Annotated in this window: 24 protein-coding genes; 11 read left to right on the top strand and 13 right to left on the bottom strand. The window is 63.3% G+C overall.

What is annotated here, in order from left to right:
* Positions 1 to 21 precede the first annotated feature (21 nt).
* The 6 genes from QCE73_RS24915 to QCE73_RS24890 all read left to right on the top strand — a co-directional run bounded on the left by QCE73_RS24915 (position 22) and on the right by QCE73_RS24890 (position 4,358).
* Positions 22 to 240, top strand: a complete 219-nt coding sequence (locus QCE73_RS24915) for a DUF4148 domain-containing protein (protein WP_035499810.1) — start codon at positions 22 to 24, stop codon at positions 238 to 240.
* A 47-nt stretch (positions 241 to 287) separates the two neighbouring features.
* A complete protein-coding gene (locus tag QCE73_RS24910) occupies positions 288 to 560 on the top strand; it encodes a hypothetical protein (RefSeq protein WP_309884002.1) in 273 nt (90 codons plus the stop codon).
* A gap of 34 nt (positions 561 to 594) precedes the next feature.
* Entirely contained in the window at positions 595 to 1,011 is a 417-nt protein-coding gene (locus QCE73_RS24905) for an organic hydroperoxide resistance protein (protein WP_309884001.1), read from the top strand.
* Positions 1,012 to 1,089: 78 nt separating this feature from the next.
* Complete coding sequence (locus tag QCE73_RS24900) at positions 1,090 to 2,013, top strand: LysR family transcriptional regulator (RefSeq protein WP_309884000.1); 924 nt, start codon at positions 1,090 to 1,092, stop codon at positions 2,011 to 2,013.
* A 172-nt stretch (positions 2,014 to 2,185) separates the two neighbouring features.
* The gene (locus QCE73_RS24895; RefSeq protein ID WP_309883999.1) at positions 2,186 to 3,418 is read left to right on the top strand and encodes an MFS transporter; all 1,233 of its coding nucleotides are present in this window, start codon (positions 2,186 to 2,188) and stop codon (positions 3,416 to 3,418) included.
* Between the two features lie 118 nt (positions 3,419 to 3,536).
* Positions 3,537 to 4,358 carry a serine hydrolase gene (locus tag QCE73_RS24890; RefSeq protein WP_309883998.1) on the top strand — a complete coding sequence of 274 codons (822 nt, stop codon included), beginning with the start codon at positions 3,537 to 3,539 and terminating at the stop codon, positions 4,356 to 4,358.
* Between the two features lies 1 nt (position 4,359).
* Here QCE73_RS24890 and QCE73_RS24885 read toward each other — a convergent pair whose 3' ends face one another.
* The 12 genes from QCE73_RS24885 to QCE73_RS24830 all read right to left on the bottom strand — a co-directional run bounded on the left by QCE73_RS24885 (position 4,360) and on the right by QCE73_RS24830 (position 16,578).
* The gene (locus QCE73_RS24885) at positions 4,360 to 5,619 is read right to left on the bottom strand and encodes an MFS transporter (protein ID WP_309883997.1); all 1,260 of its coding nucleotides are present in this window, start codon (positions 5,617 to 5,619) and stop codon (positions 4,360 to 4,362) included.
* An 84-nt stretch (positions 5,620 to 5,703) separates the two neighbouring features.
* A complete protein-coding gene (locus tag QCE73_RS24880; RefSeq protein WP_309883996.1) occupies positions 5,704 to 6,633 on the bottom strand; it encodes a LysR substrate-binding domain-containing protein in 930 nt (309 codons plus the stop codon).
* Between the two features lie 59 nt (positions 6,634 to 6,692).
* Positions 6,693 to 7,988 carry a sugar efflux transporter gene (locus QCE73_RS24875; RefSeq protein WP_309883995.1) on the bottom strand — a complete coding sequence of 432 codons (1,296 nt, stop codon included), beginning with the start codon at positions 7,986 to 7,988 and terminating at the stop codon, positions 6,693 to 6,695.
* A 222-nt stretch (positions 7,989 to 8,210) separates the two neighbouring features.
* The gene (locus QCE73_RS24870; RefSeq protein ID WP_309883994.1) at positions 8,211 to 9,260 is read right to left on the bottom strand and encodes a formylglycine-generating enzyme family protein; all 1,050 of its coding nucleotides are present in this window, start codon (positions 9,258 to 9,260) and stop codon (positions 8,211 to 8,213) included.
* Positions 9,238 to 10,947, bottom strand: a complete 1,710-nt coding sequence (locus tag QCE73_RS24865; RefSeq protein ID WP_309883993.1) for an arylsulfatase — start codon at positions 10,945 to 10,947, stop codon at positions 9,238 to 9,240. The genes QCE73_RS24870 and QCE73_RS24865 overlap by 23 nt, the downstream gene beginning before the upstream one ends.
* Before the next feature lie 49 nt (positions 10,948 to 10,996).
* The gene (gene catA / locus QCE73_RS24860; protein WP_309883992.1) at positions 10,997 to 11,905 is read right to left on the bottom strand and encodes a catechol 1,2-dioxygenase; all 909 of its coding nucleotides are present in this window, start codon (positions 11,903 to 11,905) and stop codon (positions 10,997 to 10,999) included.
* Between the two features lie 19 nt (positions 11,906 to 11,924).
* Entirely contained in the window at positions 11,925 to 12,989 is a 1,065-nt protein-coding gene (locus tag QCE73_RS24855) for a phenol 2-monooxygenase domain-containing protein (RefSeq protein ID WP_309883991.1), read from the bottom strand.
* A gap of 13 nt (positions 12,990 to 13,002) precedes the next feature.
* The gene (locus QCE73_RS24850) at positions 13,003 to 13,365 is read right to left on the bottom strand and encodes a phenol hydroxylase subunit P4 (RefSeq protein WP_309883990.1); all 363 of its coding nucleotides are present in this window, start codon (positions 13,363 to 13,365) and stop codon (positions 13,003 to 13,005) included.
* A 23-nt stretch (positions 13,366 to 13,388) separates the two neighbouring features.
* Positions 13,389 to 14,978, bottom strand: a complete 1,590-nt coding sequence (locus QCE73_RS24845; RefSeq protein WP_309883989.1) for an aromatic/alkene/methane monooxygenase hydroxylase/oxygenase subunit alpha — start codon at positions 14,976 to 14,978, stop codon at positions 13,389 to 13,391.
* Between the two features lie 25 nt (positions 14,979 to 15,003).
* Positions 15,004 to 15,276 (bottom strand): MmoB/DmpM family protein, encoded by a 273-nt coding sequence (locus QCE73_RS24840; RefSeq protein ID WP_309883988.1) that lies wholly within the window; start codon positions 15,274 to 15,276, stop codon positions 15,004 to 15,006.
* On the bottom strand, positions 15,269 to 16,276 hold the full coding sequence (locus QCE73_RS24835; RefSeq protein ID WP_309883987.1) for an aromatic/alkene monooxygenase hydroxylase subunit beta: 1,008 nt from the start codon (positions 16,274 to 16,276) through the stop codon (positions 15,269 to 15,271). The genes QCE73_RS24840 and QCE73_RS24835 overlap by 8 nt, the downstream gene beginning before the upstream one ends.
* Before the next feature lie 32 nt (positions 16,277 to 16,308).
* Positions 16,309 to 16,578 (bottom strand): phenol hydroxylase subunit, encoded by a 270-nt coding sequence (locus QCE73_RS24830; RefSeq protein ID WP_081818140.1) that lies wholly within the window; start codon positions 16,576 to 16,578, stop codon positions 16,309 to 16,311.
* Positions 16,579 to 17,028: 450 nt separating this feature from the next.
* On the opposite strand from QCE73_RS24830, the gene QCE73_RS24825 reads away from it, so the two are divergent.
* Positions 17,029 to 18,768, top strand: a complete 1,740-nt coding sequence (locus QCE73_RS24825) for a sigma-54-dependent Fis family transcriptional regulator (protein ID WP_309884200.1) — start codon at positions 17,029 to 17,031, stop codon at positions 18,766 to 18,768.
* Between the two features lie 13 nt (positions 18,769 to 18,781).
* Here QCE73_RS24825 and QCE73_RS24820 read toward each other — a convergent pair whose 3' ends face one another.
* Positions 18,782 to 19,807, bottom strand: coding sequence for an AraC family transcriptional regulator (locus QCE73_RS24820; protein WP_309883986.1), 1,026 nt, complete (start codon positions 19,805 to 19,807; stop codon positions 18,782 to 18,784).
* 138 nt (positions 19,808 to 19,945) lie between these two features.
* Here QCE73_RS24820 and QCE73_RS24815 point away from each other — a divergent pair, with 138 nt between their 5' ends.
* Genes QCE73_RS24815 through QCE73_RS24800 form a run of 4 tightly spaced genes read left to right on the top strand, consistent with a single transcriptional unit; the run spans position 19,946 to position 23,865 of the window.
* On the top strand, positions 19,946 to 20,884 hold the full coding sequence (locus QCE73_RS24815; protein WP_309883985.1) for a 3-keto-5-aminohexanoate cleavage protein: 939 nt from the start codon (positions 19,946 to 19,948) through the stop codon (positions 20,882 to 20,884).
* A gap of 47 nt (positions 20,885 to 20,931) precedes the next feature.
* On the top strand, positions 20,932 to 22,275 hold the full coding sequence (locus tag QCE73_RS24810) for an MFS transporter (RefSeq protein WP_035499836.1): 1,344 nt from the start codon (positions 20,932 to 20,934) through the stop codon (positions 22,273 to 22,275).
* 24 nt (positions 22,276 to 22,299) lie between these two features.
* Positions 22,300 to 23,040, top strand: a complete 741-nt coding sequence (fabG, locus tag QCE73_RS24805; protein ID WP_309883984.1) for a 3-oxoacyl-ACP reductase FabG — start codon at positions 22,300 to 22,302, stop codon at positions 23,038 to 23,040.
* A 33-nt stretch (positions 23,041 to 23,073) separates the two neighbouring features.
* Entirely contained in the window at positions 23,074 to 23,865 is a 792-nt protein-coding gene (locus QCE73_RS24800; protein ID WP_309883983.1) for an SDR family oxidoreductase, read from the top strand.
* Positions 23,866 to 24,048: the final 183 nt, after the last annotated feature.

Here is a 24,048-nt window from a genome sequence, read left to right as displayed (position 1 = left end):
GATCCGCCAAGGAGAAACACCATGAAATCCACGATCGTTGCTTTCGCTCTCGTCGCCAGCGCTGTTGCGGGTGTGGCTCACGCCGCCGTGCCGGCCAACCCGGTGAACGTGCAGAGCCAGCAAACCGTTGCGAGCCAGAACAATGCCGGCAAGACGCGCGCCGAAGTGAAGCGCGAACTGGTTCAGGCACAGCGCGATGGTCAGATCGCCGCGCTGCGCAGCCTGTATCAAGGTAGCTGATTCGTTATTACCAAATATCGACCGACATTACTCATAGAGGCTCAATCATGATCAAGCAATTCGTCACCGCCGCAGTCATCGCCGTCAGCGCCGTCGCCGCCGGTTCCGCCTTCGCCAGCAGCGGCTACGGCCCCGCGCCGCACTATGACCCGCTCGCGGGCGCGCCCGCTTCTCAACGCGGCGTGAGCGTGCAGACCATCGCCAGTGAAAGCGCCGCGATGCCGATGCAGGCATACGGCGGCGTGACCGACACGATCGCGCAATCGGGCGCACGCGTCACGTCGACGAACGATGTGACCAGACTCTTCGCGCATCACTAAGCCAACGACTTTCGAACACACAGAGGAACGCATCATGACCCAGATCGACACCGTCCTGTACACCGGCAAAACGCACGTCGTCGGAGGCCGCGAAGGCCATGCGAAGAGCACCGATGGCCGTCTCGACGTGAAACTCTCACCGCCCGGATCGACGGGCGCGGGCACCAATCCCGAGCAGATGCTCGCCGCGGGCTGGTCCGCGTGTTTCATCGGCGCGATGGGCAAGGCCGCCGCGAAACTGAAGGTCCGCCTCCCCGCCGATACCGCCGTCGATGCGGAAGTGGACCTCGGCATGGCGGGCGAAGCGTACCTGCTGCGCGCGCGCCTGAACGTGAGCCTGCCGGGCATCGAGCGCGAGGTGGCCGAGGAAATCGCGAATCTGGCGCATCAGACCTGCCCGTACTCGAAGGCGCTGAAGAGCAACATCGACGTGACGATCACGGTGGTCTGACACGTTCCACGGGCGCGCTGCGGCGAGCGGGTCCGGTAGACTTGGCGCTTCATCGATCACGCGAAGCACCGAGCCGACATGGACCGAATCGACGCGATGAAGGTTTTCATCGCCACGCTGGACGAGGGCAGTCTGGCGGGCGCGGGGCGGCGGCTCGGCCGCTCGCCCGCCGCCGTGAGCCGGGCGATCGCCTTTCTCGAAGAGCACACCGGCACGGCGCTGCTCCATCGCACGACGCGCACCATCAAGCTGTCCGAAGCCGGCGAACGTTACGCCGTCGCGTGCCGCCGCATCCTCATCGATCTCGAAGAAGCCGACTTGCTGATCGCGCACGAGCGTTCCGCGCCGCGCGGCCTGCTGACGATCACCGCGCCCGTCGCCGCGGGCGAAGACTTCCTGCGTCCGATGCTCGACGATTTCATCGCGCGCTTTCCCGCCGTTTCCGTGCGCCTGCAAATGCTCGACCGGCCCGTGAGCCTGATCGACGAGGGCATCGACGTGGCGCTGCGCATCGCGCATCTGTCGGACTCGACGCTGATCGCGATTCCCGTGGGCGAAGTGCGGCGCGTCGTGGCCGCGTCGCCGCGCTATCTCGCGAAGCATCCGCGCATCGGACAGCCCGCCGATCTCGCGCAGCATCAGATCATCTCGATGACGCACTTCGGCCTCGATTCGTGGAGCTTTCCGACGTCGGGCGGCTCGACGATTCCGCAAGTCGTGCAGTTCGCGCCGCGCTTCATCGTCAACACGGTGCGGGCGGCCGTGGCATCCGCCGTCGATGGGCACGGGCTCACGCGGCTCTTTTCGTATCACGTCGCGAAGGAAGTGAAGGACAGGACGCTGCAGATCGTGCTGCCGGACAGCGAGCATGCGCCGTTGCCGGTGCATCTGCTGACGCCGCACGGACGGCTTTCGGTGCCGAAGGTGCGGGCGTTCGTCGATTTCGCGACTCCGCGTTTGCGGCGTCATTTCAAGCAATCGCAACTCGATTCAACCGCATAACGGAAGATTATCTTCCGATCGGCGTCGATTCTCTCTTGAGGCGATCGAATATAGACTGGCCTTCATGAAAGGGCGCGCAGAGCGTGCCCGGCGGGAACTACCGCTTGTTGTTCGTGATCGGCGCGGGCGCGCGTGCGCTTGCCATCGATCTGCTTACCGCGTCGAGGTCGAAATGAGCCAGGTTATTTCAGCAGCCATCCCGCTCGGCTATGCCGAACGCAACGGACAGTACTGGCGGCGCAATCTCGCCGTCTGCGTGTTCGGTTCGTTCACGACGCTCGTGAGTCTCAGCATGCTGCTGCCGTTTCTGCCGCTGTATGTGCGGCAGCTCGGCGTGGAGTCGCAGTCGGCGGTGATCGAATGGTCGGGCGTCGCGTTCAGTGCGACGTTTCTCGGCACCGCGGTCACCGCGCCGATCTGGGGACGTCTCGCCGATCGCTACGGCCGCAAGCCTATGCTCGTGCGCGCGGCGGTCGGCATGGCCATCGTGATGTCGCTGATCGGCGTCGCGCATTCGGTGCATCAACTGGTCGCGTTGCGGCTGCTCGCGGGGCTGATCGGCGGTTACGCGTCGGCATCGACGGTGATGATCGGCACGCAGGCGCCGCGCGAACGGGCCGGCTGGGCGCTCGGCATATTGTCGACGGGCGCGCTCGCGGGCAATCTCGCCGGGCCGCTGATCGGCGGCATGTTGCCGGGATTGATCGGCATTCGCGGAACCTTCTTCGCGGGCGCGGGGATGATCGCGGTGGCCGCGCTCGCCACGATCTTTCTGGTGAAGGAGGACTTTCATCCGGACGATGCGAAAAAGCGCGCGTCGCACACGGATTCGACGCAGGCGCATCGCACGAATTATGTCGTGGTCGCCGCGCTGCTCATGACCGCGATGATGGTGCTGCTCGCGAACATGTCGATCGAACCGATCATCACCGTCTACATCGGCGGGCTCGGCGTGAAGGCCGATAACGTGGCGCGCATCGCGGGCGTGGTCATGGCGTGCTCGGCGCTCGGCAGCATGCTGACGGCGGCGCGGCTCGGCGCGCTGGCGGACCGCAGCGGAAGCTGGAACGTGATCGTCGGGTGCCTCGTGCTGACCGGCATCGCGATGATTCCGCAGGCGTTCGTGCATCAGTGGTGGCAGCTCGCCGCATTGCGCATGGTGATGGGCATGACGCTCGCCGGCTTGCTGCCTTCCATCGCGAAGCTCGCGCGCAGCGCCGTCAGCGAAAACAGCAGCGGACAGATGCTCGGTTATCTGCAATCGGCGCAGTTCAGCGGGCAGGTCGTCGGGCCGCTGATCGGCGGGCAGATCGGCGTGTTGCTCGGCCTGCACTCGGTGTTCTTCGTGACGGGAAGCCTGCTGATCGCGTGCGCGGGACTCGCGCACTGGGCGCGCACGCGCTAGCTCGTGTCGCGCGGTTTAAGTTTCACTTAAGCCGCGCAACTTACGGTAGCGGACTCTTTTGCCTGTCGCTGCCCCATGCCGCTGCCACTCTTTTCGATGACGCGCATCTGATCGCGTCATGCTCAAAGTCCATCTCTTCTTCATCGTCTTCATTGTCGCGAGTCTCGTGCCGCTCATCGCGCACGCGAAAAGCGTCGTCGCTGCCAAGCCGGTCTTGCAGGCGCGCGCCGCGATCGCCGTCGATCTCTCGACCGGACGCACGCTCTACGCGAAGCACGCCGACGCGCGCGTGCCGATCGCATCGCTCACCAAGCTTCTCACCGCGATGGTCGTGCTCGACTCGAAGCGCTCGCTGCTCAAGCCCGCGCGCATCACCGATGCCGATGTCGATCGCCTCAAGTGGTCGCGCTCGCGCCTGCCAGTCGGCTCGCTTCTGTTGCGCAAGACGATGCTGCATATCGCGCTGATGTCATCGGAGAATCGCGCCGCGTTCGCGTTGAGCCGCGATTATCCCGGCGGCCGCGCGGGCTTCGTGCATGCGATGAACCGCACCGCGAAGCGCCTGCATATGAATCGCAGCCATTTCGTCGATCCGACCGGTCTCTCGCCGCACAACGTATCGACGGCGCGCGATCTCACGAAGCTCGCGCGTGCGGCGTATCGCTATCCGACGATCCGCGAATACGCGACTTCGCATCACAAGCTCGTGCTCGGCGGCGCGGGGCCGCTGATGTATCGCAATACCGATCCGCTGGTTTATCGCGCGGCGTGGGGCGTGGTATTGCAGAAGACGGGTTTCACGAACGAGGCGGGGCATTGCCTCATCGTCGTCGCGCAGGTGCATGGGCGGCCGACGCTTTTCGTGATTCTCGGCGCGCCGGGCGAGCACGCGCACTTTCAGGATGCGGTGAAGCTGCGGAGTTGGTTGTTGAAGCGATAAGTCAGGCACGCGCCCCCGCAAGAGAAGCCTCGTCAACAGGCCGATCATCGATAGGAAAGTGCAGCAACGCCGCGACGAGACCCGCGACGGCCGTCGCACCCCAGATCAGCGAGTACGAACCGGTCGTGTCGAACACATAGCCGCCGAGCCACGCGCCGAGAAACGATCCGAGCTGATGGCTGAGAAACACGACGCCGAACAGCGTGCCCAGATGCCGCGTGCCGAATACCTTCGCGATGAGCCCGTTGGTGAGCGGCACCGTGCCGAGCCACGTCAGCCCCATGACGGCGGCGAAGATGACGACGGATACGCTCGTCGTCGGCAGCAGCACGAAGAGGGCGATCGTGCCGCCGCGAATCAGATAGAGCCACGCGAGCACGTGATGCTGCCGCCAGCGTCCGCCGAGCCATCCGCATCCCCAACTGCCGATCATGTTGAAGAGGCCGATCAGCGCGAGCGCCGTCGCGCCGAGCCCGACCGGCATGTGGCAGAGCATGAGATAACCCGGCAGATGCGTCGCGATGAACGCGAGCTGAAAACCGCATGTGAAAAAGCCGAGCGTCAGGAGCCGGTAGCCACGATGACGCGACGCATACGCGAGCGTCTCGCGCAGCGGCATCGCGTGCGTTTCATGTGATGCCGATACCGCCACCGACGCCTTGCTCCGGCGGCTCGCGCGGTCGAGCACGATGCCGAAAGGCGCGGCGAGCAGCAACACGAAGGCGAGGGCATAGAGCGACGCCGCCACGCCCGCATGCACGCGCACTTCCTGCGCGAACGGCACCATCAGCACTTGTCCGAGCGAGCCGCCCGCGCTGGCCAGACCCATCGCGACGCTGCGCGTTTGCGGCGACGCGACGCGTCCGACCGTCGCGAGCACGACACCGAAGCTCGTGCAACTGATGCCGATGCCGACGAGCAGCCCGAGGCCGAGCACGAGCATCCAGCCGGAAGTCGCGGCCGCCGCGAGCGCGAGGCCCGCCGCGAACGTGGCCGCGCCCATCGCGACGACGGGCGCGGCGCCGTATCGGTCGGCTGCGGCGCCGGCGAACGGCTGCGCGAAGCCCCAGACGAGATTGTGCAGTGCGATCGCGAAGGCGATCAGCGTGACGGGCAGACCGCGATCGAAGGAAAACGGCCCGATAAAAAGCCCGAAAGTCTGACGCACGCCCATCGCGGCGCTCAGGATCAGCGCGGCCGCGCCGATGAGCGCCCACGTCGTTGCGCGGTTCGTGCCGGTAGTGCTCGATAGTGACGACATGGCGCTATTCCTCCTTGTGGCCATCCTCGCAGGCGAACGTCCGTGCTGACAAACGAAAAGTTTTCGCCGACGGATGAGCGCAGTTCAACCGCGCCGCTTCGCTTCGTCACCTTCGCAATCGTCGACGAACTCTGCCGCCTGCGCGATCAGCCAGTCTCGAAACGCGACGAGATCCGCGCGGGCGCTTGCTTGCGGCGTCTCGCAGAGCCAGTACGCGGTCTGCGTCTCGACGCTCGTCGCGGATGCTTCGACGAGCGTGCCCGCGACCAGTTCTCGATCGACGAGCGGACGCCGGCCGATGACGACGCCGAGCCCCGCCGCGGCGGCATCGAACGCGAGCTGGACGGTATCGAAGCGCAGGCCGCCCTGGAGATCGAGGCCGTCGATGCCCGCGCCGTCCATCCACGCCTGCCAGTCCTGGCTCGCGGTATCGACATGGATGAGCGCGGCGCGCGCGAGATCGGGGATGCCGTCGGCGCCCGTCAGCTTGGCGCGATACGCCGGACTGCACAGGGGCACGAGCCGCTCGCCAAAGAGACGTTGCCACGACGCGCCATCCACCTGGCCGCGCGAGAGACGCAGACCGAAATCGAAGCCATCGACGGGAAAGCCCGCCTGTCGGCGCGAGGTGTCGATGGTCACGTCGATGTCGGGCCAGCGCGCGCGGAAATCCGGCAGGCGCGGGACGAGCCAGCGAGCGGCGAGCGTGGGCGCGCAGGTCACGGCGATAGCGCGGCGCGTGCGTTTGCCGGGCAGCGTCTGCGTGCCGATCGCGATGAGCGAGAACGCTTCGGCGATATACGGCAGATAGTGTTCGGCCGCCGCGCTCAGCGAAAGCCCGCGCGCCTCGCGCACGAAAAGTTCGACGCCGAGCACCTTCTCCAGCGCGCCGATGCCGTGGCTCACCGCGCCCGGCGTCACGTTGAGTTCGGCGGCGGCGAGCTTGAAACTGCGATGGCGCGCGGCGGCTTCGAAGAGACGCAGGGCGTTGAGCGGCGGAAGGCGCTGGGGCATGTTGGCGTGTCGGATCGACGAGGTGTGCGCCTATATTGCCATCGTCGCGGGAGGCGCTGTCAGCGGGCCGCCTGACGTCGCGCCTTCCACCAGGCGAGCGAACGCTGCGCCATGAGCCCAAATGGCGGATTGGCGAACAGCACCGCCGCGCCCAGCGCGATGCCGCCGCACACGAGAAACGTGCCGCGATAGCCGAGCGCCGCGACGAGCGCGCCGGACAACACGCCGGAAAGAATCGAGCCGACGCGCGACGCGTTGAAAAACAGCGCCGTCGCCGCGCCCGGCGTGCGGGGCATGAGGTCCTGCATATAGGTCATGCCGAGACACGAAATCACCGACACGACGAACGCGTTGAAAGCCTGCATCAGGATCAGGAACTGGACGCTCTGCGATGCCGCGACCGCGATGAAATAGATCGTGTGCACGGCCGCCGACGACGCGAGCCAGCGCTGCTTGTCGAGGCGCGAGCCGCGTGCGCCGAGCGCGAGCATCATCGGAATTTCGAGGAGCGCGCCGAGCCCGAGCATGACGGACACGTCGATGCGCGAGCCATGCATGCCGTGCACGACGTAAAGCGGCAGCACGATCATGGTCGCGCTCGCCGCAAGTCCGATGAGCGTCATCGCGACCGTGGCGCGCCATATCTCCGCGCGCGAGTGCGATACGCCGGCGTGCGGCGGCACGAGTTCATCGGTGTCGGGCGCGGTGACTTCGAGCAGCGATGACGGATCGCCTGCATAGTGCGCGGGCGCGCTGTGCGGGTCGCCCTTGGGCGAATCGTGCATGCGCCAGACGATCGCGCCGCACGCGATGAAGCAGCCCGCCGCGAACAGGAACAGGCCGTAGAAGCCGGCCGCGGCCAGCACCAGCGCGCCGACGGAAGGCCCGAAAACCCAGGCCATCGAGAGCACGGTTCTCAGCGTGGCGAGCGCGAGGGCGCGCTCGGCGGCGTCATCGACGGGCAGGGCGGCGCGCGCAAAGGAAAACACGAGCGACATGGCCGAGCCGCCCGCGCCGAGAAACACGACGCCGATCGCCACCAGCGCGGCGTAATTGCGCACCAGACACAGCAGCAGGAAGCCGAGCGACGACGCGATGAGCGCCGCGAGCAGCAATTCCCGATGGTGACCGTGCCTGTCGGACCATTTGCCGGCGAAAGCGCTCGCCACGACGCCGCTCGCAGCGATGACGGTCATGAAGACGCCGAGCCGCAGAGGGCTCATGTCCGCTTGCTCGACGCTGAACAAGGACAGATACGGTGCGGTGAAGGACATCGCGACACCGAGCATCAGCGTCGCGCCGGAGAGCGGCAGAAAGAATGGGATCCGTGTGAGACTGAGCAGGCGTGTATTCATCGGGACGTGGGGCGGCTTGTGCGATTCAGGCGCGAAAGTGCGAGTTGCGACGCGCGTGTCTGCGGGCAGTTTGCCACCACGATCCCGATAATGTGTGGCAATCGGTCGATCTTGGATGTTCGCCGGTTAGCCGAAAAATGGAAGAAGCTACCCCGACTTACGGACGATATTGACGGTGCCGAGCCTGGTCCGGTCCACAACCGCACCGTCGCGATCCCGGTTCTAGAATGCCCTCAACACCGTCCGGAAGCCGATGTGCACCGTGCCGAGCGTCGGGTCCTGAGGCTGTCGGGATGAGGGACGATAGCGCACGCAGAAGTTCGGCGCGCACAGGAACGAGCCGCCCTTGATGACGCGCGCCGGATGATTTTCGTTGTCGAACGGCGCGGCCACTTTCACGATGAGCGGATTGTCCGCTTCCTCGGCGGGATGCCGGTCCCGGTACACATCGCGGGTCCATTGCCATACATTGCCGACGGGATCGAGCAGGCCATATCCATTCGCGGGATAGCATCCGACGGGCGCGGCGTCCCTGTGTCCGTCGCTGGTTTCGTTGTGCGCCGGAAAATCGCCCTGCCACGTGTTGGCCATGTACTTGCCGCCGACCTTGAACGTGTCGCCCCACGGAAATGTCTCGCCTTCCTTGCCGCCGCGCGCGGCGTACTCGTACTCGGCTTCCGTGGGCAAATCGTGACCGAGCCACTTCGCGTAAGCCTGCGCATCGCGATAAGTCACCTGCACGACCGGATAGTTATCCTTTCCCACGATGCTGCTGCCCGGCCCATACGGATGCCGCCAGTTCGCACCGGCGCGAAACCGCCACCAGCGATACGACTGCTCGAACTGCTCCGCGCCGCTGGGCCAGACGAACACCACCGAACCCGGCTGCAACTGCTCATCGGGCACGCCGGGGAAATCCGCGGGGTCGCGCTTGCGCTCCGCTTCGGTGACGTAACCCGTCGCGCGCACGAACAGCGCGAACTGCGCGTTGGTCACTTCGTGCGCATCGATCAGAAAGCCGTCGAGTTTCACGGGCTGCACATTGCGCTCTTCCGGATAACCTTCCGTCGAGCCCATGAGGAATCGACCGGCCGGTATCGGGATCATCCCGGCGCGATTCGGCGCGCTGCCGTGCGCCGCGCCGAAGCCGGCGGGCACGCCGCGGTAAGCCTCGCACAGCGGCTTGTCCGCCGACGCGAACGCCGATGAGCACGCCGCCGCAAACAACGCGACGGCGAGCGCGCCCCGCTTACTGATTCGTGTCGAGTTCATCTTGGTAGTAGTGAGTGCCGTTGCTGTAGCCGGGACGTTCCGCGAGACCGGGAATATCCTGAACGCCGTTGGCCGTCTGGTACTTCGCGTAATCCGCGACGAGTTCCTTCAGCTTCGCGGGATAGCGCGCGGCGACGTCATGCAGTTCCGAACGGTCGACGCTCAGGTGATAAAGCTCCCAGCGATCCTTGCCCCAAGGCTTGTTCGCGTACGCGATCTTCCAGTCTCCCTTGCGCATCGCGCGGCGGCCGTTCAGTTCCCAGCCTTCGGTGAACTGCGTGTGCACCTTGTTGCTTTGGCCGCTCAGAAAGCTCAGCATCGACGTGCCCTGCATGCGGAACACCGGCCGGCCGTCGTATTGGCCATCGGGCGGCTGCACGCCCGCGACTTGCAGGATGGTCGGCGCGATGTCGGTCACATGCGCGGGCACGCGGCTGATCTGTCCGGTGCGGGAAGAGCGCGGCATCACGACGATGTTCGGCACCGCGATGCCGCCTTCATGCGCGAAAGCCTTGTACAGATGCAGCGGCGTCGCGCTGACCTGAGCCCAGCCAGGACCGTATTCGACGAACGAGCCCTTGCGTCCCGTATTGGCGATGCTGTTGTCGGCGTGGCGTTTGATCCAGTCGCGATCGGCTGCTTCGTCGAGAATGCTGTTGCCGTCCGCGCCGTTGTCCGACATGAAGAGGATGAGTGTGTTGTCGTACTGGCCAGTCTCCTTCAGATGCGCGACGATGCGCCCGATCTGCGCATCCATCGCCTCGACCATCGCGGCGTACACGGCCATGCGCTTTGCCTCGATACGCTGCTGCACGGGCGTGAGCGCGCTCCATTTCGGCCACGTGTCGTTGCCCTCGTAGGTCTGCATATCCTTCGGAACGATGCCGAGCGCCTTCATGCGCGCGAGGCGTTGCGCACGGATGGCTTCATAACCGACGTCGTACTTGCCTTCGTATTTCGCGATGTATTCGTCGGGCGCCTGCAGCGGCCAGTGCGGCGCGGTGTAGGCGACATAGGCGAAGAACGGCTTGCCGTCGTCCTTGTTGCTGTCGATAAACGACAGCATCTTGTCGGTATAGAACGTGGTCGAATAGAAATTGTCCGGCAGGTCGACGAGTTTGCCGTTCTCGCGATACATCGCCTTGGGCGTCCTGTCGGGATCGGTCGTGATGATGCCGGTCTGGTCGAAGTGGCTCGCGCCGCCTTGCACCATCGCATACGACTGCTCGAAGCCGCGCTCGGCGGGACTGTACTCTTCGGTCAGGCCGAGGTGCCACTTGCCGACCATATAAGTGTGATAACCCGCGTGCTCGAGCAGCGTCGGAAACGTGACGACCGAATGCGTCAGATAGCCTTCATAGCCCGCCGCGCTGCGCTGTGCGGGCGTCAACAGTTCGGCCATGCCACCCAGTCCGACGCGATGATTGTCGACGCCCGACATCAGCATCGCGCGGGTCGGCGAGCAGAACGGCGACGCGTAGAAGTCGGTCATGCGCAGGCCGTCTTTCGCGAGCCGATCGAGATTCGGCGTGTCGATCTCTCCGCCGAATGCGCCGATGTCCGAGTAGCCGAGATCGTCCGCCAGGATCAGCAGAATGTTCGGGCGCTTGTCGACGTTTCCGGCTTGCGCGCCGGACATCGCGAGCAGGGCGCATACGATCGCGCATGCGCTGATGAGGTGCTTCATCGCGTCTCCTTGAATGTCGTTATTTCGTTATGGTTCGAAGCATCGGGGATCACGCAACGGCGCGCGCCCGTCTCACCTCCGTTGTCGGCACGTCGTTGCGTTCGCGCGAGAGCGTGAAGTCGAAATCGATCAGCGCGAAGTTGCCATGCACGCCGTACCGCTCGCCTTCCGCGCCTTCGGCCTTCTTCAGCTCCGGCACGAGTCCTTCGCGCGTGGCGAACGCGAAGTCGTCCCACAGATACGGATCGCCTTCGATGTTGATCTGCGTCGTGAGCTTGCGATAACCCGGCGACGAGACGAAGAAGTGAATATGCGCGGGCCGGTGACCATGCCTGCCGAGCCGATCGAGAAGTTGCTCCGTCTTGCCGCCCGGCGGCACGCTGTAGCCCACCGGCACGACGCTGCGAAAACTATAGCCGCCTTGCGAGTCCGTCCGGATCGAACCGCGCAGGTTGAATGCGGGCTGTGACTTGTCGAAGTGCGAGTAATTTCCCAGATGGTTCGCGTGCCACACTTCGACCAGCGCATTCGCGAGCGGCTTGCCGTCGTCGCCGAGCACGCGGCCGCGCATCACGAGCGTCTGACCGGGATCGTTGCCGTCGTCGATACGCGCATGGCCCGGCGACTCCGGCGCACCGGCCACATACAACGGCCCTTCGATCGTGCGCGGCGTGCCGCCTTCGAGGCCCGCTTTCTGTTCCGCTTCATCGAGTCGCAGGTCGAGAAAATGCTCGAAGCCGAGTCCCGCTGCAATCAGGCCGAACTCGCCGCGCTGTCCCGTCTCGGTCAGGAAATTGAGCGCGGTCCAGAATTCATCCGGCGTGATGTCGAGATCCTCGATCGTATAAAAAAGATCCCGCACGATGCGGTTCACGATCGCCTTCGTGCGCGGGTTGCCTTCGCTCGTCGCGCTGTCGTTGATCTTTTGCAGGAGCGTGTCGATCGTATCGTGGTTCATGGCGTGTCTCCGTCAGTATTCAGATCGATTTGAACAAGGGACTTTTCGCGAGCGCATCGGCGCCGTCCGCGCTGGTGAGGAACTTTTCCGTGTAGATGTCGCGCTCGAAAAGCTGGCCTTGCATGAGCGTGCGGATCGCGGCTTCGATCATCACGGGTGGGCCGCACAGATACGCCTTGTGTCCGCGGAACACACCATCGAAATGTGCTTTCGCCGCGTCGTGAACGAAGCCGCGAAAGCCTTCCCAGGACGAATCCGACGCTTCGTCGGAGAGCGCTGGCACATACGTGAAGTTCGCGTGTGCGCTTTCGAGTTGCAGAAAAAACTCGTGGTAGTAAAGCTCCGCGCGATTGCGCGCGCCGTACACGAGCGTGATCTGCCGCGCGTCATTCTCTTCGAGCAGATCGATCAGCATCGACTTCGGGCTCGACAGTCCCGAGCCGCCCGCGATCAGGATCACCGGCTGCGGGTCCGACTTGCGTACGAAGAATCGCCCGTAAGGACCGCTGAAGCGTATCTCGTCGCCGGACCTGATCTGTTCGTGCAGATAACCCGTGCCCTTGCCGCCGGGCACGCGCCGCACATTCAGTTCGATGACCGTGCGCGACGTCGGCCTGTCCGCAAGCGAGAACGCACGCGGCATGTCCTCGCCGGGGATATGCACGTTCACGTACTGCCCCGCCTGAAACTCGATGCCGTCGCCGTCCAGCTCGACGAAAATGCCCTTGATCGTCGGTGTGAGATCGATCATCTCTTTCACGCGGCCGGTGTAGTCGCGCACGGGGAAGTGGCGCGCGTCCTCGTCTTCGTCGATGTCCGCCTCGATCGTCAGGTCCGACTGCGCCGTCGCGCAGCACGCGAGGCATTTCTGCTCGTCGCGCTCGAAGTCCATCAGCGCGAACGGTGAGGCATGTCCATGCTCGATTTCGCCGTCCAGCACCTGCACCTTGCACGTCGCGCACAGGCCGTGACAGCAGGCGTGCGGCAGCCATACGCCCGCGCGCATGCACGCATCGAGGATGGTCTGCTCCTCTTCGATCTCGATCGTCTGCCCGATCGGCTCGATGGTCAGTTGGTAGCTCATCGTCGTCTCCGTTCTAGCTGCACGATCCGCCGATGCCCGTCAGACCCGGCGTGCGAAAGCGAATGACCGCCTTGTGGCCGAGTCCGTTTTCGCCGATGCTCCTGTCGAAATCGGGCGTGAACGCCTCGCCGGACCTGAACCATTCGATGGCCTGCATATCGACCTTTTGCCAGTCCGGATGCGAGCCATACATCGCCGGAAGCACTTCGTCGATGAGCGCCCTGAACGGCGTCGCCGCTTCCACGGGAATGCAGTGCGGCGCGCAGAACATCAGATGATCCTCCCAGCCGACGAAGAGCAATTGCTTGCCGCGATAGTTCTCGACGCGGTCCCTGATCTCGCCCGTATAGCCTTCCTTCAGCGCGATGACTGACATGATTCGTCTCCTGTGTGGTGTCTTTACGCAGCGTCGCGATGCGCCTCGGGCGCTTCTTCGCCGCCGTGGCTCGGCTTGCCGGTCCAGCGCAGCCAGTTCCTGCGATCGGGCGAGTCCTCGAACTCGTGGCCGTCCTCGCCCACGTTGATGTGGTAGTAGCGCAGCACTTCGAGCATCGGATCGAAGCCGGGCGCGTTTGGGTCGGCATCTTCGGCGAAGCAGTTGCCCTGATAGATCTGCTGCACCGGCATCCATGCCTGCACGTACTTCTCCGGCTCGTTGTCGAAGATGTCCTTGCAGCCGTCCGAGCAGAAGTGAAACTTGTTGCCGAGGTAATCGCTCTCGCGGTAGCAGATCTTCGTCGGGTCGTCGGGTTCGGTGAACGCCATCGGAATCTGGCAGGTCTGACACAGCATCGGCAGGGTCATGTTGTAGAAGCGTCTGCCCGCCTGTTGCTCGTCGCGCCAGTGTTCGAGGCGCGGGCGATAGAGCCGGTCGAAGGTGTCCGGATATTTTTCCGCGAGCCACTGCATCTCGTCTTCGGACGGAATCCACGTGTGCATCGCGGCGGCGTGGGTGTAGTTGTAGAAGATGCCCCACGCCTCGTGCGAGAGACGGTCCTTCTCCTTCATCGCCACATCGTGATACTTCGGCATGCGGATGCCGTAGCGTTCGAGATCGTGGAAGAGGGCGCCGCCGTTCTTCTCGAAGTACGTCTCCCACGCTTCCTGCCACGACATGATGCGTTTGGGGAGCATGTAGTCCATCATCATCGCGACCAGGGTGAGCAGGCGATAGCCGCGCCAGAACCACTTGTCGATCCACTTCTGGATGATCGGCACATTGCCCGGGTCCTGCTCCAGCAGAAACTTCACGACTTCGAGACCGAGCGTCATGTGGCGCGATTCGTCGGACTGCGCGGAGAAGCCGAAGGTGACCGTCGCCATGTCGCCGTTGAAGGCCGCGCCCGACATGAACGGCATGAAGAGCAGGTTCGTCAGCACGTATTCGAACGAGAACGAGATGGCGGTCACGAACTCGAACGGGCCGGCGCTCATCGCATCCTCGAAGTACGACTTCGGCACCGACAAGTACCACACGCGATCATGCATGTGCCTGAAGTCGTGAAAGCCGTTGAAGTACTTGTTGTAGTGGCTGATCGTATGCACCTGCGTCTGCGCATGACGCAACTCGTCGATCGCCTGCATCTGGCACGCGATGCGCGCACCCGCGCCGCGGAAGTTGCGCCCCGCGAGCGCGAAGCCGCGATGCGCCGCGTATTCGAGCGGACTCACGCCGGTGAGAAAGAGCTTGAGCGCGTTGATGTAGCGCGGGTCCGTGACGTTGAACTGGCCGTTGTTCTGCTGGAAGGCGTCGATGATCGCGTAGAGCTTGCGTTCCTTCTCGCCCTGATACTTCCAGTAGGCGTCCATCGTGAGGCGGAACGGGTCTTCCCACTTGTCCCAGTCGTGCACCTTGATGCCTTCGAAGCGATCATAGGGAAAGACCTCGTCCATCGGCTGATAGGTGGTGTCCCAGCCGAGGCCGCGTGTGAGCATCGCGTAGTTTTCCTTGATGCTCAGCTTCTTCGGCGCGGATTGTTGAGTGCTCATTTGCTTGACTCCCTTGTGTTGCCGCTCAGGCTTTCCATTCGAGGATGAATTCGTCGTCGGTTTCGTCGATGTTGCCGCCGAGCGAAATCAGGTTCAGTTGCAACTCGCGCAGGTCGAAGTCGCGGCCGATCAGCGCTTCGATCGATTCGCGCCGGATGACGAGCCTGCCGACGGCATCGATCTTGACCATCGCCGGAAACGCGTTGACGATCGCATGCGGGTTGTCCGCCTGAATCGCCTCGATGATCGGCCGCGAATCGTCGTTCGCCTGGAACGCGATGAATACGGAATCAGCCATGACGCACCTCCACGCCCTGTTTCGCGATTCGCGCATCGAACGCCTGCGCGATGGCTTCGAGCGCGTGATGCGCGTCGTCGTCCAGCGCCGCGATCGCGAGCGGCTTCAGTGCCTCGATAACCGCGGCGCGCCACTTCGCGATCCATTGCCCGAGCAATGCCGCATTGGCGGGCGACTCGGCGGCCGCGGTCTTGATGGTCGCGTCGACCCAGCGGCTCGTTTCATCGAACCAACTGCTCGCGAACTCGTTGAGCATGCCGAGCCCCGGACCGTGCAAACGCGTGATGCGCTCGTCGATATGCCGGTACACGAGCGGATACAGCAGGCCGTCCATCACGACGTTCTGCGCGACGAAGGTCTCGAACCAGTCGCGCACGACCATCGTGTCCTCCACGACGCGCCGCAGTCCCTGCCACATCGGATCATCGAGCCAGCGCGCCTTGCCTTCGACGAGCGACGTGCCCTGATTGCCGTCCAGCGCGAGTCCGATGCGCGACAGGTACTGCGCGATGCCGAGCCGGTCCATGCAATGGAACATCGTCGCCTGCGTGATGGCCGTGCCCCAGCCGTAGCCGGTCACGAAGCAGTTGTTCGTGTTGGCCGCCCATTCGACGTGGCGTAGCGGCACCATGAGCGACGCGATGTGCGCCTTCGCTTCGTCGGGGAGATCGGCAAGCAGACGCCTTCTCGCGACGAACTCGAAGTTCTTCTCCATCGCTTCCTGTTGCCTTGACCGGGCGATGGTGTACGCGCCGTAGTAGTACTGACGCGGGTCCTTGAACGCATACCAGTCGTTCATCACGATGGCCGTGCGCCCTTTGTCGTAGAGCTCGAACTCCGGCTGCCACAGCGGACGATAGTGAAAGTTGACCTCGGGTTGCAGGTCGAAAGTCGCTTCCTGATAGCGCGACGCGGGCTTGTCCGCGCCGAGCCGCCGCGCGACGTGCGAGAAGGTCTGCCGTACCTGCTCGACGGCCGACGTCTTGATGTCGATCTGCATTCCTCACTCCTCTGGTTTGACTTGGTGGGGGATCATTCGGAGAGTCCGGGCTGGCCGTAGCGCCACTTCGCCTGATCGATGTCGAGCTGCGCGCCTTCGTCGCGCGTCAGATAGGTCACGCGATTCGCGCGGCAGAACGACTGAAATTCCCGCAGCGGCATCACGAGCTCGACGCTCAACTCCGGATCGCCGATCGAAAAGTCGAACTCGACGAAGCCGTCGTCCCTCTGCTCCCTGAAGCGCACATAGCGCCGGGTGATGTCGAACGTGCGCGGAGGCCGCGCATAAGCGGGCAGTGACATCGCTGTCTCCTTGGTTTTCGTCTACGTGGCCGGCCTTGCATCGATGATTTGATCGGGAACCGGCGTGCGCACCCTATAAGGCAACACGTGTGCCAATCGTGGAATGCAGAGGGAGCGATGGCGTCGTCGCGCGATGGCGCGAGCCTTGTGCGGCGGGCGCGCGAGGCATCGAAGCTTTTTCCGCTGCGCGATTCCATGCCCGTCGGCGCATTCTCCCGAGTCGATCAAATGCTCGAAACGCGCGTGATTCCCAGCGTGGCGGCTTCATCAAATCCGTATCAGGGAAGGCCCCGATAGCGCCGCCGCCGCCATCCGCGAACCGGGCGGCCGAGCATTGCGCGCCACACGCACATCGCCTATCGTGGTGCCATGAAAACGAGTAGACAGCAGGAGACAAACGCAATGCCACGCCGCGAGAAAGCGTCTGTGAACGCGCAGGACGGCATGTCGATGGTCGCGCCCAAGGGCGCCCCGGTCGACAGCCTTCGCTATCCCGACATCGCCGATCTGATGTCGCGGCTGCACTTCTCTCCCGGCGACGGCCGCATCTGGCTCGACGAACAGCGCATGCTGCTCGTGCATACCGGCGCGATGGGCTCGATGCGACGCGAGCTGATCGAGAGCCTCGGGATCGATGCCGCGCGCGGCCTGCTCACACGCATGGGCTACAACTCCGGCGCACGCGATGCCGAACTCGCGCGCCGCGTGCGCCCGGAGAACAGCATCACCGAGATGTTCGCGGTCGGGCCGCAATTGCACATGCTCGAAGGCATGACGGTGGTGGAGCCGGTGCGCCTCGAAATCGATGTCGAGCGCGGGCAGTACTACGGCGAATTCATCTGGAAGAATTGCGCGGAAGACGAGGAGCACGTGCGCATCTACGGCATCGGCGCGGAGCCGGTCTGCTGGACGCAGCTCGGCTATGCGGCGGGCTACACGAGCGTGTTCATGGGTCGCCCGATTCTCTATCGCGAAGTGGAATGCCGCGCGCTCGGGCAGGCGCATTGCAGGATCATCGGCAAGCCGGTGGAAGAGTGGGGCGAGGAAGCCGCCGACGATCTGCGCTTCATGCAGGCGCAGACCTTCACGCAGGGGCTATCGGCGAACAATGCGGGCGGTCAGGGCGCGTTCGGCGACGAGAACATGGTCGGCGCTTCGCCCGGATTCAACGCGGTGTGTCACATGATCAGGCGCGTCGCGGGCACGCGCGCGACCGTGCTGTTCCTCGGCGAGAGCGGCGTCGGCAAGGAAGTGTGCGCGCGCACTTTGCACAGGATCAGCAAGCGCGCCGATGGCCCGTTCGTCGCCGTGAACTGCGCGGCGATTCCCGAAGCGCTCGTCGAATCGGAGCTCTTCGGCGTCGACAAGGGCGGCTTCACCGATGCCACGCAAAGCCGCCCCGGACGCTTCGAACGCGCGCATGGCGGCACGCTGTTTCTCGACGAGATCGGCATTCTCAGCATGACCGCGCAAGGCAAGCTGCTGCGCGCGTTGCAGGAAGGCGAGATCGAGCGCGTGGGCGGCACCGAGACGCGACGTGTGGATGTGCGCGTGGTCGCCGCGACCAATCTCGACTTGCGCGACGAGATTCGCGCGGGGCGCTTCCGCGAAGACCTGTACTTTCGTCTGAACGTGTTTCCGATTCGCGTGCCGTCACTGCGCGAGCGTCGCGAGGACCTGCCCGTGCTGCTCAATCACATGCTGCGCAAGTATCGCGAGCGGCACGAGCGCAACGTCACCGGCTTCACGCCGCGCGCGCTCGATGCGCTCCTGAACTATGGCTGGCCCGGCAATATCCGCGAACTGGAGAATATCGTGGAGCGGGGCGTGATCCTCGCGAACCATGACGGCGCGATCGATATCGGCCATCTCTTCACGAGCGGCGAGAGCATCGAGACGGGGACATTCGGTATCGGCGACGATGGCTCGCTGACGGCATCGCGCTCCTTGCTCGCGCAAGCGGGCGAAACGGGTGGCGACGAAGTCGATCGCGTGACGCGCAAGGTGAATAGTCTGTTGCTGGGCATCGGCGGGGACGTGGAGCCCACGTCGCTCGACGACATCGAAACCGCGTTGCTGAAAAGCGCGGTACAGCGGGCGGACGGCAACCTATCGGCGGCGGCTCGCACGCTCGGCATCACGCGGCCGCAACTCGTTTATCGCCTGAAGAGCCGGGGATTGCGTCTTTGATGACACGCGGCTCTTACTGACGCAATTCCTCGGTTCCTTTGCCCGTCCAGCGTTTGAGTGCGCGGCGGAAATTCGCGGCATCGCTGAAGCCGAGCAGCATCGCGACGTCCTCGGTGCTCATCTTCGTCGTTTTCAGGTATTCGAGCGCGAGCGAGCGTTTGACGTCATCCACGATCGCCTGAAACGACGAGCCTTCTTCGTCCAGTCGACGCCTCAGGGTGCGTGAGGTGAGATGCATCGACCTGGCGACGGTCTCCATGTCGGGAAACGATCCGGGCGTGGCCATCAGGCATTGATACACCTCGCCCGATACGCCGCTCGATGTCTTCGCCTGTCCGATCAGACGATCGCAAGTCTCTTGCAGCAACGTCGTCGTGAGCGGGTGGGCGAGTTGCGGTTTGCGGTCGAGAATCGCGCTGTCGTAGATCAGTTCGCATTGCTCCTGATCGAAGAGACATTCGCAGCCGAGATAGTCCGGGTAGATGGCCGCGTGCGCGGGCGCGGGATACGAGAAGCACGCTTTCATCGGCGGGCAGACACCGCCGGCGACGTCCTGAAGATGCGTCACATGCTGGGTGTATTGCTGCTCGATGATGAACTCGCGCAGTTCGCGCGACGGACTCGAAACGAACGCGTCAGGAAATGTCCAGACCATGCGATCCGGATACTCCGTCCATTCGATTGCGACGGTCGGCGTGGCGAGCCTGTGATACTTCACGCCGAGCTTGAAGTAGTCACGCAACGACAGACACGACATCAGCGCATAGCCATACATGCCGTAGGCGGACAGATGCAGCTTGCGTCCGACCCTGAACGGCGTATCCGGCTCGCAGCCAAGCGATACGGCGTTCCGACAGACGGTCGCGTACTGACCGACGGACGTGAGCACCGACGCGTCCTGCAGATCGGCGACCGTGACGTCCGAGCCGTTCAGGCTGTCCTCAGGCGCGATTCCCTGTTCCGCAAGCACTTCGACGAGCGCGGCGATCTTGTAAGGCGCGAACATGCGCTCGTTCAGCGGAGGTCGGAGTGTGGCCATGTTTCAATTGTCCTATGAGGACTCGCGAGTGTCCGAAAAAGACCTTTTCCGGAAAATACTATCTCAATAAGATCTCAGTCACAAGGCGCCGCTCCGACCAGGAGATGCGTCGAACAGAAACGGAGACGAGGGATCTCGATGAGCGATACAACCCGCAAGGTCATTATTTCGTGCGCTGTCACCGGCGCCACGCATGTTCCGACGATGTCGGAGCATCTGCCGATCACGCCCGCGCAAATTCGCGACGAGGCGATTCAGGCCGCCGAAGCGGGCGCGGCGATCATCCATCTCCACGCACGCGACCCCATCGACGGCCGTCCGACGCCCAACCCGGACGTCTTCCAACAGTTCGTGCCCGCCATCGCGGAGGCGACCGATGCGGTCATCAACATCACGACGGGCGGCAGCACGCGCATGACGCTGGAAGAGCGGCTTGCGTATCCGCTGCGTGCGGCGCCCGAGATGTGCTCGCTCAATATGGGATCGATGAACTTTTCGATCCATCCGCTTGCGTCGAAAGTGTCGTCATGGCGCTACGAATGGGAGAAGGGGTATGTCGAGGGCATGGAGGACATGATCTTCCGCAACACCTTCAGGGATATCAAGCACATCCTTCTCGAACTGGGCGGTAAAGGGACGCGCTTCGAGTTCGAATGCTATGACCTGGGGCATCTCTACAATCTCGCGCATTTCGTCGATCAGGGCTTGATCAAGCCGCCGTTCTTCATTCAGTCGGTGTTCGGCATTCTGGGCGGTATGGGCGCGGATCCCGAGAACATGACCGTGATGCGCGCGACGGCAGACCGTCTCTTCGGACGCGAGAACTATCACTTCTCCGTGCTCGGCGCGGGCCGCCACCAGATGTCGCTGGTTACGATGAGCGCCATTCTCGGCGGCAACGTCCGCGTCGGGCTGGAAGACAGCGTGTATATCGCAAAGGGCGTCAAGGCCGAGTCGAATGCGCAGCAGGTGCGCAAGATCCGTCGAATCCTGGAAGAACTTTCGTTCGAAATAGCGTCGCCTGACGAAGCGCGCGCGATGCTGGGACTGAAGGGGCGCGACAAGGTTACACCGTAAGACCTTCAATATTCATAGACGGGGCGAAGACCCATCCCGGAGACAAAATGAACATCACCGACGAATTCGACAAGCTGCACCGCATCGCCACGCACAAAGCGATGCGGCGACTCATTCCACTCATGTGCGCGATCTACTTCATGTCGTTCCTGGATCGCACGAACGTGGCTCTGGCGAAAGCTCAACTGGCAATCGATGTGGGCATCAGTGCTGCCGCATATGGATTAGGTTCGGGCATTTTCTTCATCGGCTATGCCTTGCTCGAAGTGCCCAGCAATCTGGCTGCGCATCGCGTCGGGCCGCGTCGGTGGATCGCGAGAATCGCGGTGACCTGGGGCATTCTCTCCACCGCGATGATGTTCGTGCAGGGCGAGTGGTCGTTCTACGTTCTGCGCGTGTTGCTCGGCATCGCCGAGGCGGGGCTCTTTCCGGCGCTCATGTATATGGTCACGCTGTGGTTCGCACCGAACGACAAGCCTGTCGTCGTGGGGTGGATCTACATCGCGCCTGCGCTTGCACTGATGCTCGGCAGTCCGCTCGGCGGAGCCTTGATGCAAATGAATGGCCTCGCCGGCCTGCATGGCTGGCAATGGATGTTCATGATCGAAGGCATTCCGAGCGTGCTCGTCGGCATTCTGCTTTTTTTCAAAATGCCGGAGCGTCCGCGCGACGCCCGCTGGCTGTCCGTCGAAGAGGCTCAAGCGCTGGAGTCGCGCGCAGCCGCCGATGCGCAAGGACATCCGGAGCTCACGTCTTCGGACTGGATGGCCGCGTTGAAGCGTCCCACGACCGTTCTGATGGGCCTGATCTATTTCCTCAATCAAGTGGCGTTCGTCGGACTGTACTTCTTTGCACCATCGATGATTCAGCAGATGCACGTCAAATCGCCACTGCTCGTCGGCGTGCTTGCCGCGAGCGTCGGCCTTGGCTTTCTGCTGGGCGTGCTGATCCTTCCGCGGATTCATCGGCGCTACGGCAATGACTGCGCGTTCCTCGGCATTCTCACGGTGGGACTGATTGCCGGCGCGTGCGCGTTCATCGCGACTTCCACTCCTGCGGCGCGCATGACGCTTCTTGCAGTCACCGCATTTTTTGCGGGGGGCGTGTTGCCATCGTACTGGGCCATTGCGATGAAGCGACTGCACGGCATTCAGGCGGCGGCGGGTCTCGCGTTCATCAATACGATCGGGCTGATCGGCGGGTTCGTCGGACCTTACCTGTTTGGATTGGCGGAAACGTTCACGGGACGTAGCGATTCTGGCTTTTACATCATTCTCGTGGCATCGTTGCTCGGCTTGCTGCTCGTGCCATTGTTTGCCAAGGCGATACGCCGCGAGACCGAATCGCTCGTGTCGCCTGGAAACGGCAGCGCCGCCGGAATGCAATCCTGAACGATCGATAAAAAAATGGAAAAGATGAGACTAAAAGAAAAAGTAACGCTGATCACGGGCGCGGGGCAGGGCATCGGCGCCGCCACCGCTCACAAGTTCGCACAGGAAGGTGCCACGGTCGTCGTGTGCGACGTCAACGAGGCGTCGCTCGAAGAGGTGACCGAGACGTGCAGGAAAGCAGGTGCAGAAGCAGCGGGATACTGCATCGACATGACCGATAGGCTCAGCGTGGACGAGGTGGTCGCGAGCGTGATCAGGCGTTTCGGCCGCATCGACGTGCTGGTGAACAACGCAGGCATTACGCGCGACGCGCGTCTGCAGAAGATGACGCTCGATCAATTCGACGCGGTGATCGACGTCAATCTGCGAGCCGTCTTCCATGCGAGCCAGGCCGTCGCGGAAGGGATGGTCGCGCGGGGCTCGGGCGTCATCTTGAACGCGAGCTCTGTCGTTGGCATCTACGGAAATTTCGGTCAAACCAACTACGCCGCATCCAAGTTCGGTGTGATCGGGTTCACGAAGACATGGAGCCGGGAGCTCGGGCCGAAGGGCATTCGCGTCAATGCGGTCGCTCCGGGTTTCATCGATACGTCGATTCTGTCGACGATTCCCGAAGACGTTCTGCACAAGATGCGTGAACAGGTGCCGCTCGGCCGCCTTGGCGCGCCGCAAGAGGTCGCCAACGTCTACGCGTTTCTGGCGAGCGACGAGGCGAGCTACATCAATGGTGCGGTGATCGAAGTGTCCGGCGGCATGACGCTCTGACATCCTCGATATAGAAAGTCCAACTTTTCCGATATGAATACTTTTGAACTGTTGAAGCCGCAGCCCGGTCTGCGAGTGTTGATCACCGGCGCTGCGTCGGGCATCGGCGCAGCGATGGCGCAGGCGTTCGTTCAGGCCGATGCGCAGGTCGTCATCTGCGACATCGATGCAGCGGCCGTCGATGCATTCACATCGACGAGCACGTCGTTACATGGCTGTGTCGCGGACGTGAGCGACTCGAGTCAGGTCGATCAGGTCGTCGCGTTAACCGAGCGCACGTTGGGCGGCCTCGATTTGTTGATCAACAACGCCGGGATTGCAGGACCGACAGGGGCCATCGAAGATATCGACGAGCAACAGTGGGCGCAAACGGTCACGACCAATTTGAACGGACAGTTCAAATTTCTGCGCAGGGCGGTGCCGCTCATGAAGGAGACATCGCGGAGTGCGGGCATCATCACGATGTCTTCCGTCGCGGGACGGCTCGGTTATGCGTTTCGCACGCCCTATGCGGCGACGAAGTGGGCGCTCGTGGGGCTCACCAAATCGCTGGCCATCGAGTTGGGTCCCAGCGATATTCGCGTCAACGCCATTCTGCCGGGTGTCGTGCAGGGAGAACGGATGGATCGCGTGATCGCCGCGCGGGCGGAATCGCTTGGGATCACGACAGACGCGATGCGGGATGACTATCTGAAGAAGATCTCATTGCGTCGCATGGTGACGATGCAGGACATCGCGGCCACGGCGCTTTTTCTTGCTTCACCGGCTGCTCGTAATATCACTGGACAGTCGATCAGCGTCGACGGGAATGTCGAGTATCTTTGAGTCGTTGGATCGGCGCCGTTGTTCGATTGCGGTCGGCGCCGCTAATCTATAAATTGACATAATCTTTATGATCAATTTTTCTAGTGTCAGAGCTTTTTAGATGGAATGGTCGCCTCCCGCCTTAACGGTCAGCCGTCGCCCGAGTTCCGTTGACCGGAGCGTGGGACATTGCTGGTTCGGCAT

It is taken from the genome of Caballeronia sp. LZ029 (genome assembly GCF_031451275.1).
Lineage (GTDB): Bacteria > Pseudomonadota > Gammaproteobacteria > Burkholderiales > Burkholderiaceae > Caballeronia > Caballeronia jiangsuensis.
This window is presented reverse-complemented; position numbering and strand designations above follow the sequence as displayed.

Coding starts and splice junctions, on each gene's coding strand:
- QCE73_RS24915 (WP_035499810.1), top strand. CDS start 22: ATGAAATCCACGATCGTTGCTTTCGCTCTCGTCGCCAGCGCTGTTGCG.
- QCE73_RS24910 (WP_309884002.1), top strand. CDS start 288: ATGATCAAGCAATTCGTCACCGCCGCAGTCATCGCCGTCAGCGCCGTC.
- QCE73_RS24905 (WP_309884001.1), top strand. CDS start 595: ATGACCCAGATCGACACCGTCCTGTACACCGGCAAAACGCACGTCGTC.
- QCE73_RS24900 (WP_309884000.1), top strand. CDS start 1,090: ATGGACCGAATCGACGCGATGAAGGTTTTCATCGCCACGCTGGACGAG.
- QCE73_RS24895 (WP_309883999.1), top strand. CDS start 2,186: ATGAGCCAGGTTATTTCAGCAGCCATCCCGCTCGGCTATGCCGAACGC.
- QCE73_RS24890 (WP_309883998.1), top strand. CDS start 3,537: ATGCTCAAAGTCCATCTCTTCTTCATCGTCTTCATTGTCGCGAGTCTC.
- QCE73_RS24885 (WP_309883997.1), bottom strand. CDS start 5,619: ATGTCGTCACTATCGAGCACTACCGGCACGAACCGCGCAACGACGTGG.
- QCE73_RS24880 (WP_309883996.1), bottom strand. CDS start 6,633: ATGCCCCAGCGCCTTCCGCCGCTCAACGCCCTGCGTCTCTTCGAAGCC.
- QCE73_RS24875 (WP_309883995.1), bottom strand. CDS start 7,988: ATGAATACACGCCTGCTCAGTCTCACACGGATCCCATTCTTTCTGCCG.
- QCE73_RS24870 (WP_309883994.1), bottom strand. CDS start 9,260: ATGAACTCGACACGAATCAGTAAGCGGGGCGCGCTCGCCGTCGCGTTG.
- QCE73_RS24865 (WP_309883993.1), bottom strand. CDS start 10,947: ATGAAGCACCTCATCAGCGCATGCGCGATCGTATGCGCCCTGCTCGCG.
- catA (WP_309883992.1), bottom strand. CDS start 11,905: ATGAACCACGATACGATCGACACGCTCCTGCAAAAGATCAACGACAGC.
- QCE73_RS24855 (WP_309883991.1), bottom strand. CDS start 12,989: ATGAGCTACCAACTGACCATCGAGCCGATCGGGCAGACGATCGAGATC.
- QCE73_RS24850 (WP_309883990.1), bottom strand. CDS start 13,365: ATGTCAGTCATCGCGCTGAAGGAAGGCTATACGGGCGAGATCAGGGAC.
- QCE73_RS24845 (WP_309883989.1), bottom strand. CDS start 14,978: ATGAGCACTCAACAATCCGCGCCGAAGAAGCTGAGCATCAAGGAAAAC.
- QCE73_RS24840 (WP_309883988.1), bottom strand. CDS start 15,276: ATGGCTGATTCCGTATTCATCGCGTTCCAGGCGAACGACGATTCGCGG.
- QCE73_RS24835 (WP_309883987.1), bottom strand. CDS start 16,276: ATGCAGATCGACATCAAGACGTCGGCCGTCGAGCAGGTACGGCAGACC.
- QCE73_RS24830 (WP_081818140.1), bottom strand. CDS start 16,578: ATGTCACTGCCCGCTTATGCGCGGCCTCCGCGCACGTTCGACATCACC.
- QCE73_RS24825 (WP_309884200.1), top strand. CDS start 17,029: ATGGTCGCGCCCAAGGGCGCCCCGGTCGACAGCCTTCGCTATCCCGAC.
- QCE73_RS24820 (WP_309883986.1), bottom strand. CDS start 19,807: ATGGCCACACTCCGACCTCCGCTGAACGAGCGCATGTTCGCGCCTTAC.
- QCE73_RS24815 (WP_309883985.1), top strand. CDS start 19,946: ATGAGCGATACAACCCGCAAGGTCATTATTTCGTGCGCTGTCACCGGC.
- QCE73_RS24810 (WP_035499836.1), top strand. CDS start 20,932: ATGAACATCACCGACGAATTCGACAAGCTGCACCGCATCGCCACGCAC.
- fabG (WP_309883984.1), top strand. CDS start 22,300: ATGAGACTAAAAGAAAAAGTAACGCTGATCACGGGCGCGGGGCAGGGC.
- QCE73_RS24800 (WP_309883983.1), top strand. CDS start 23,074: ATGAATACTTTTGAACTGTTGAAGCCGCAGCCCGGTCTGCGAGTGTTG.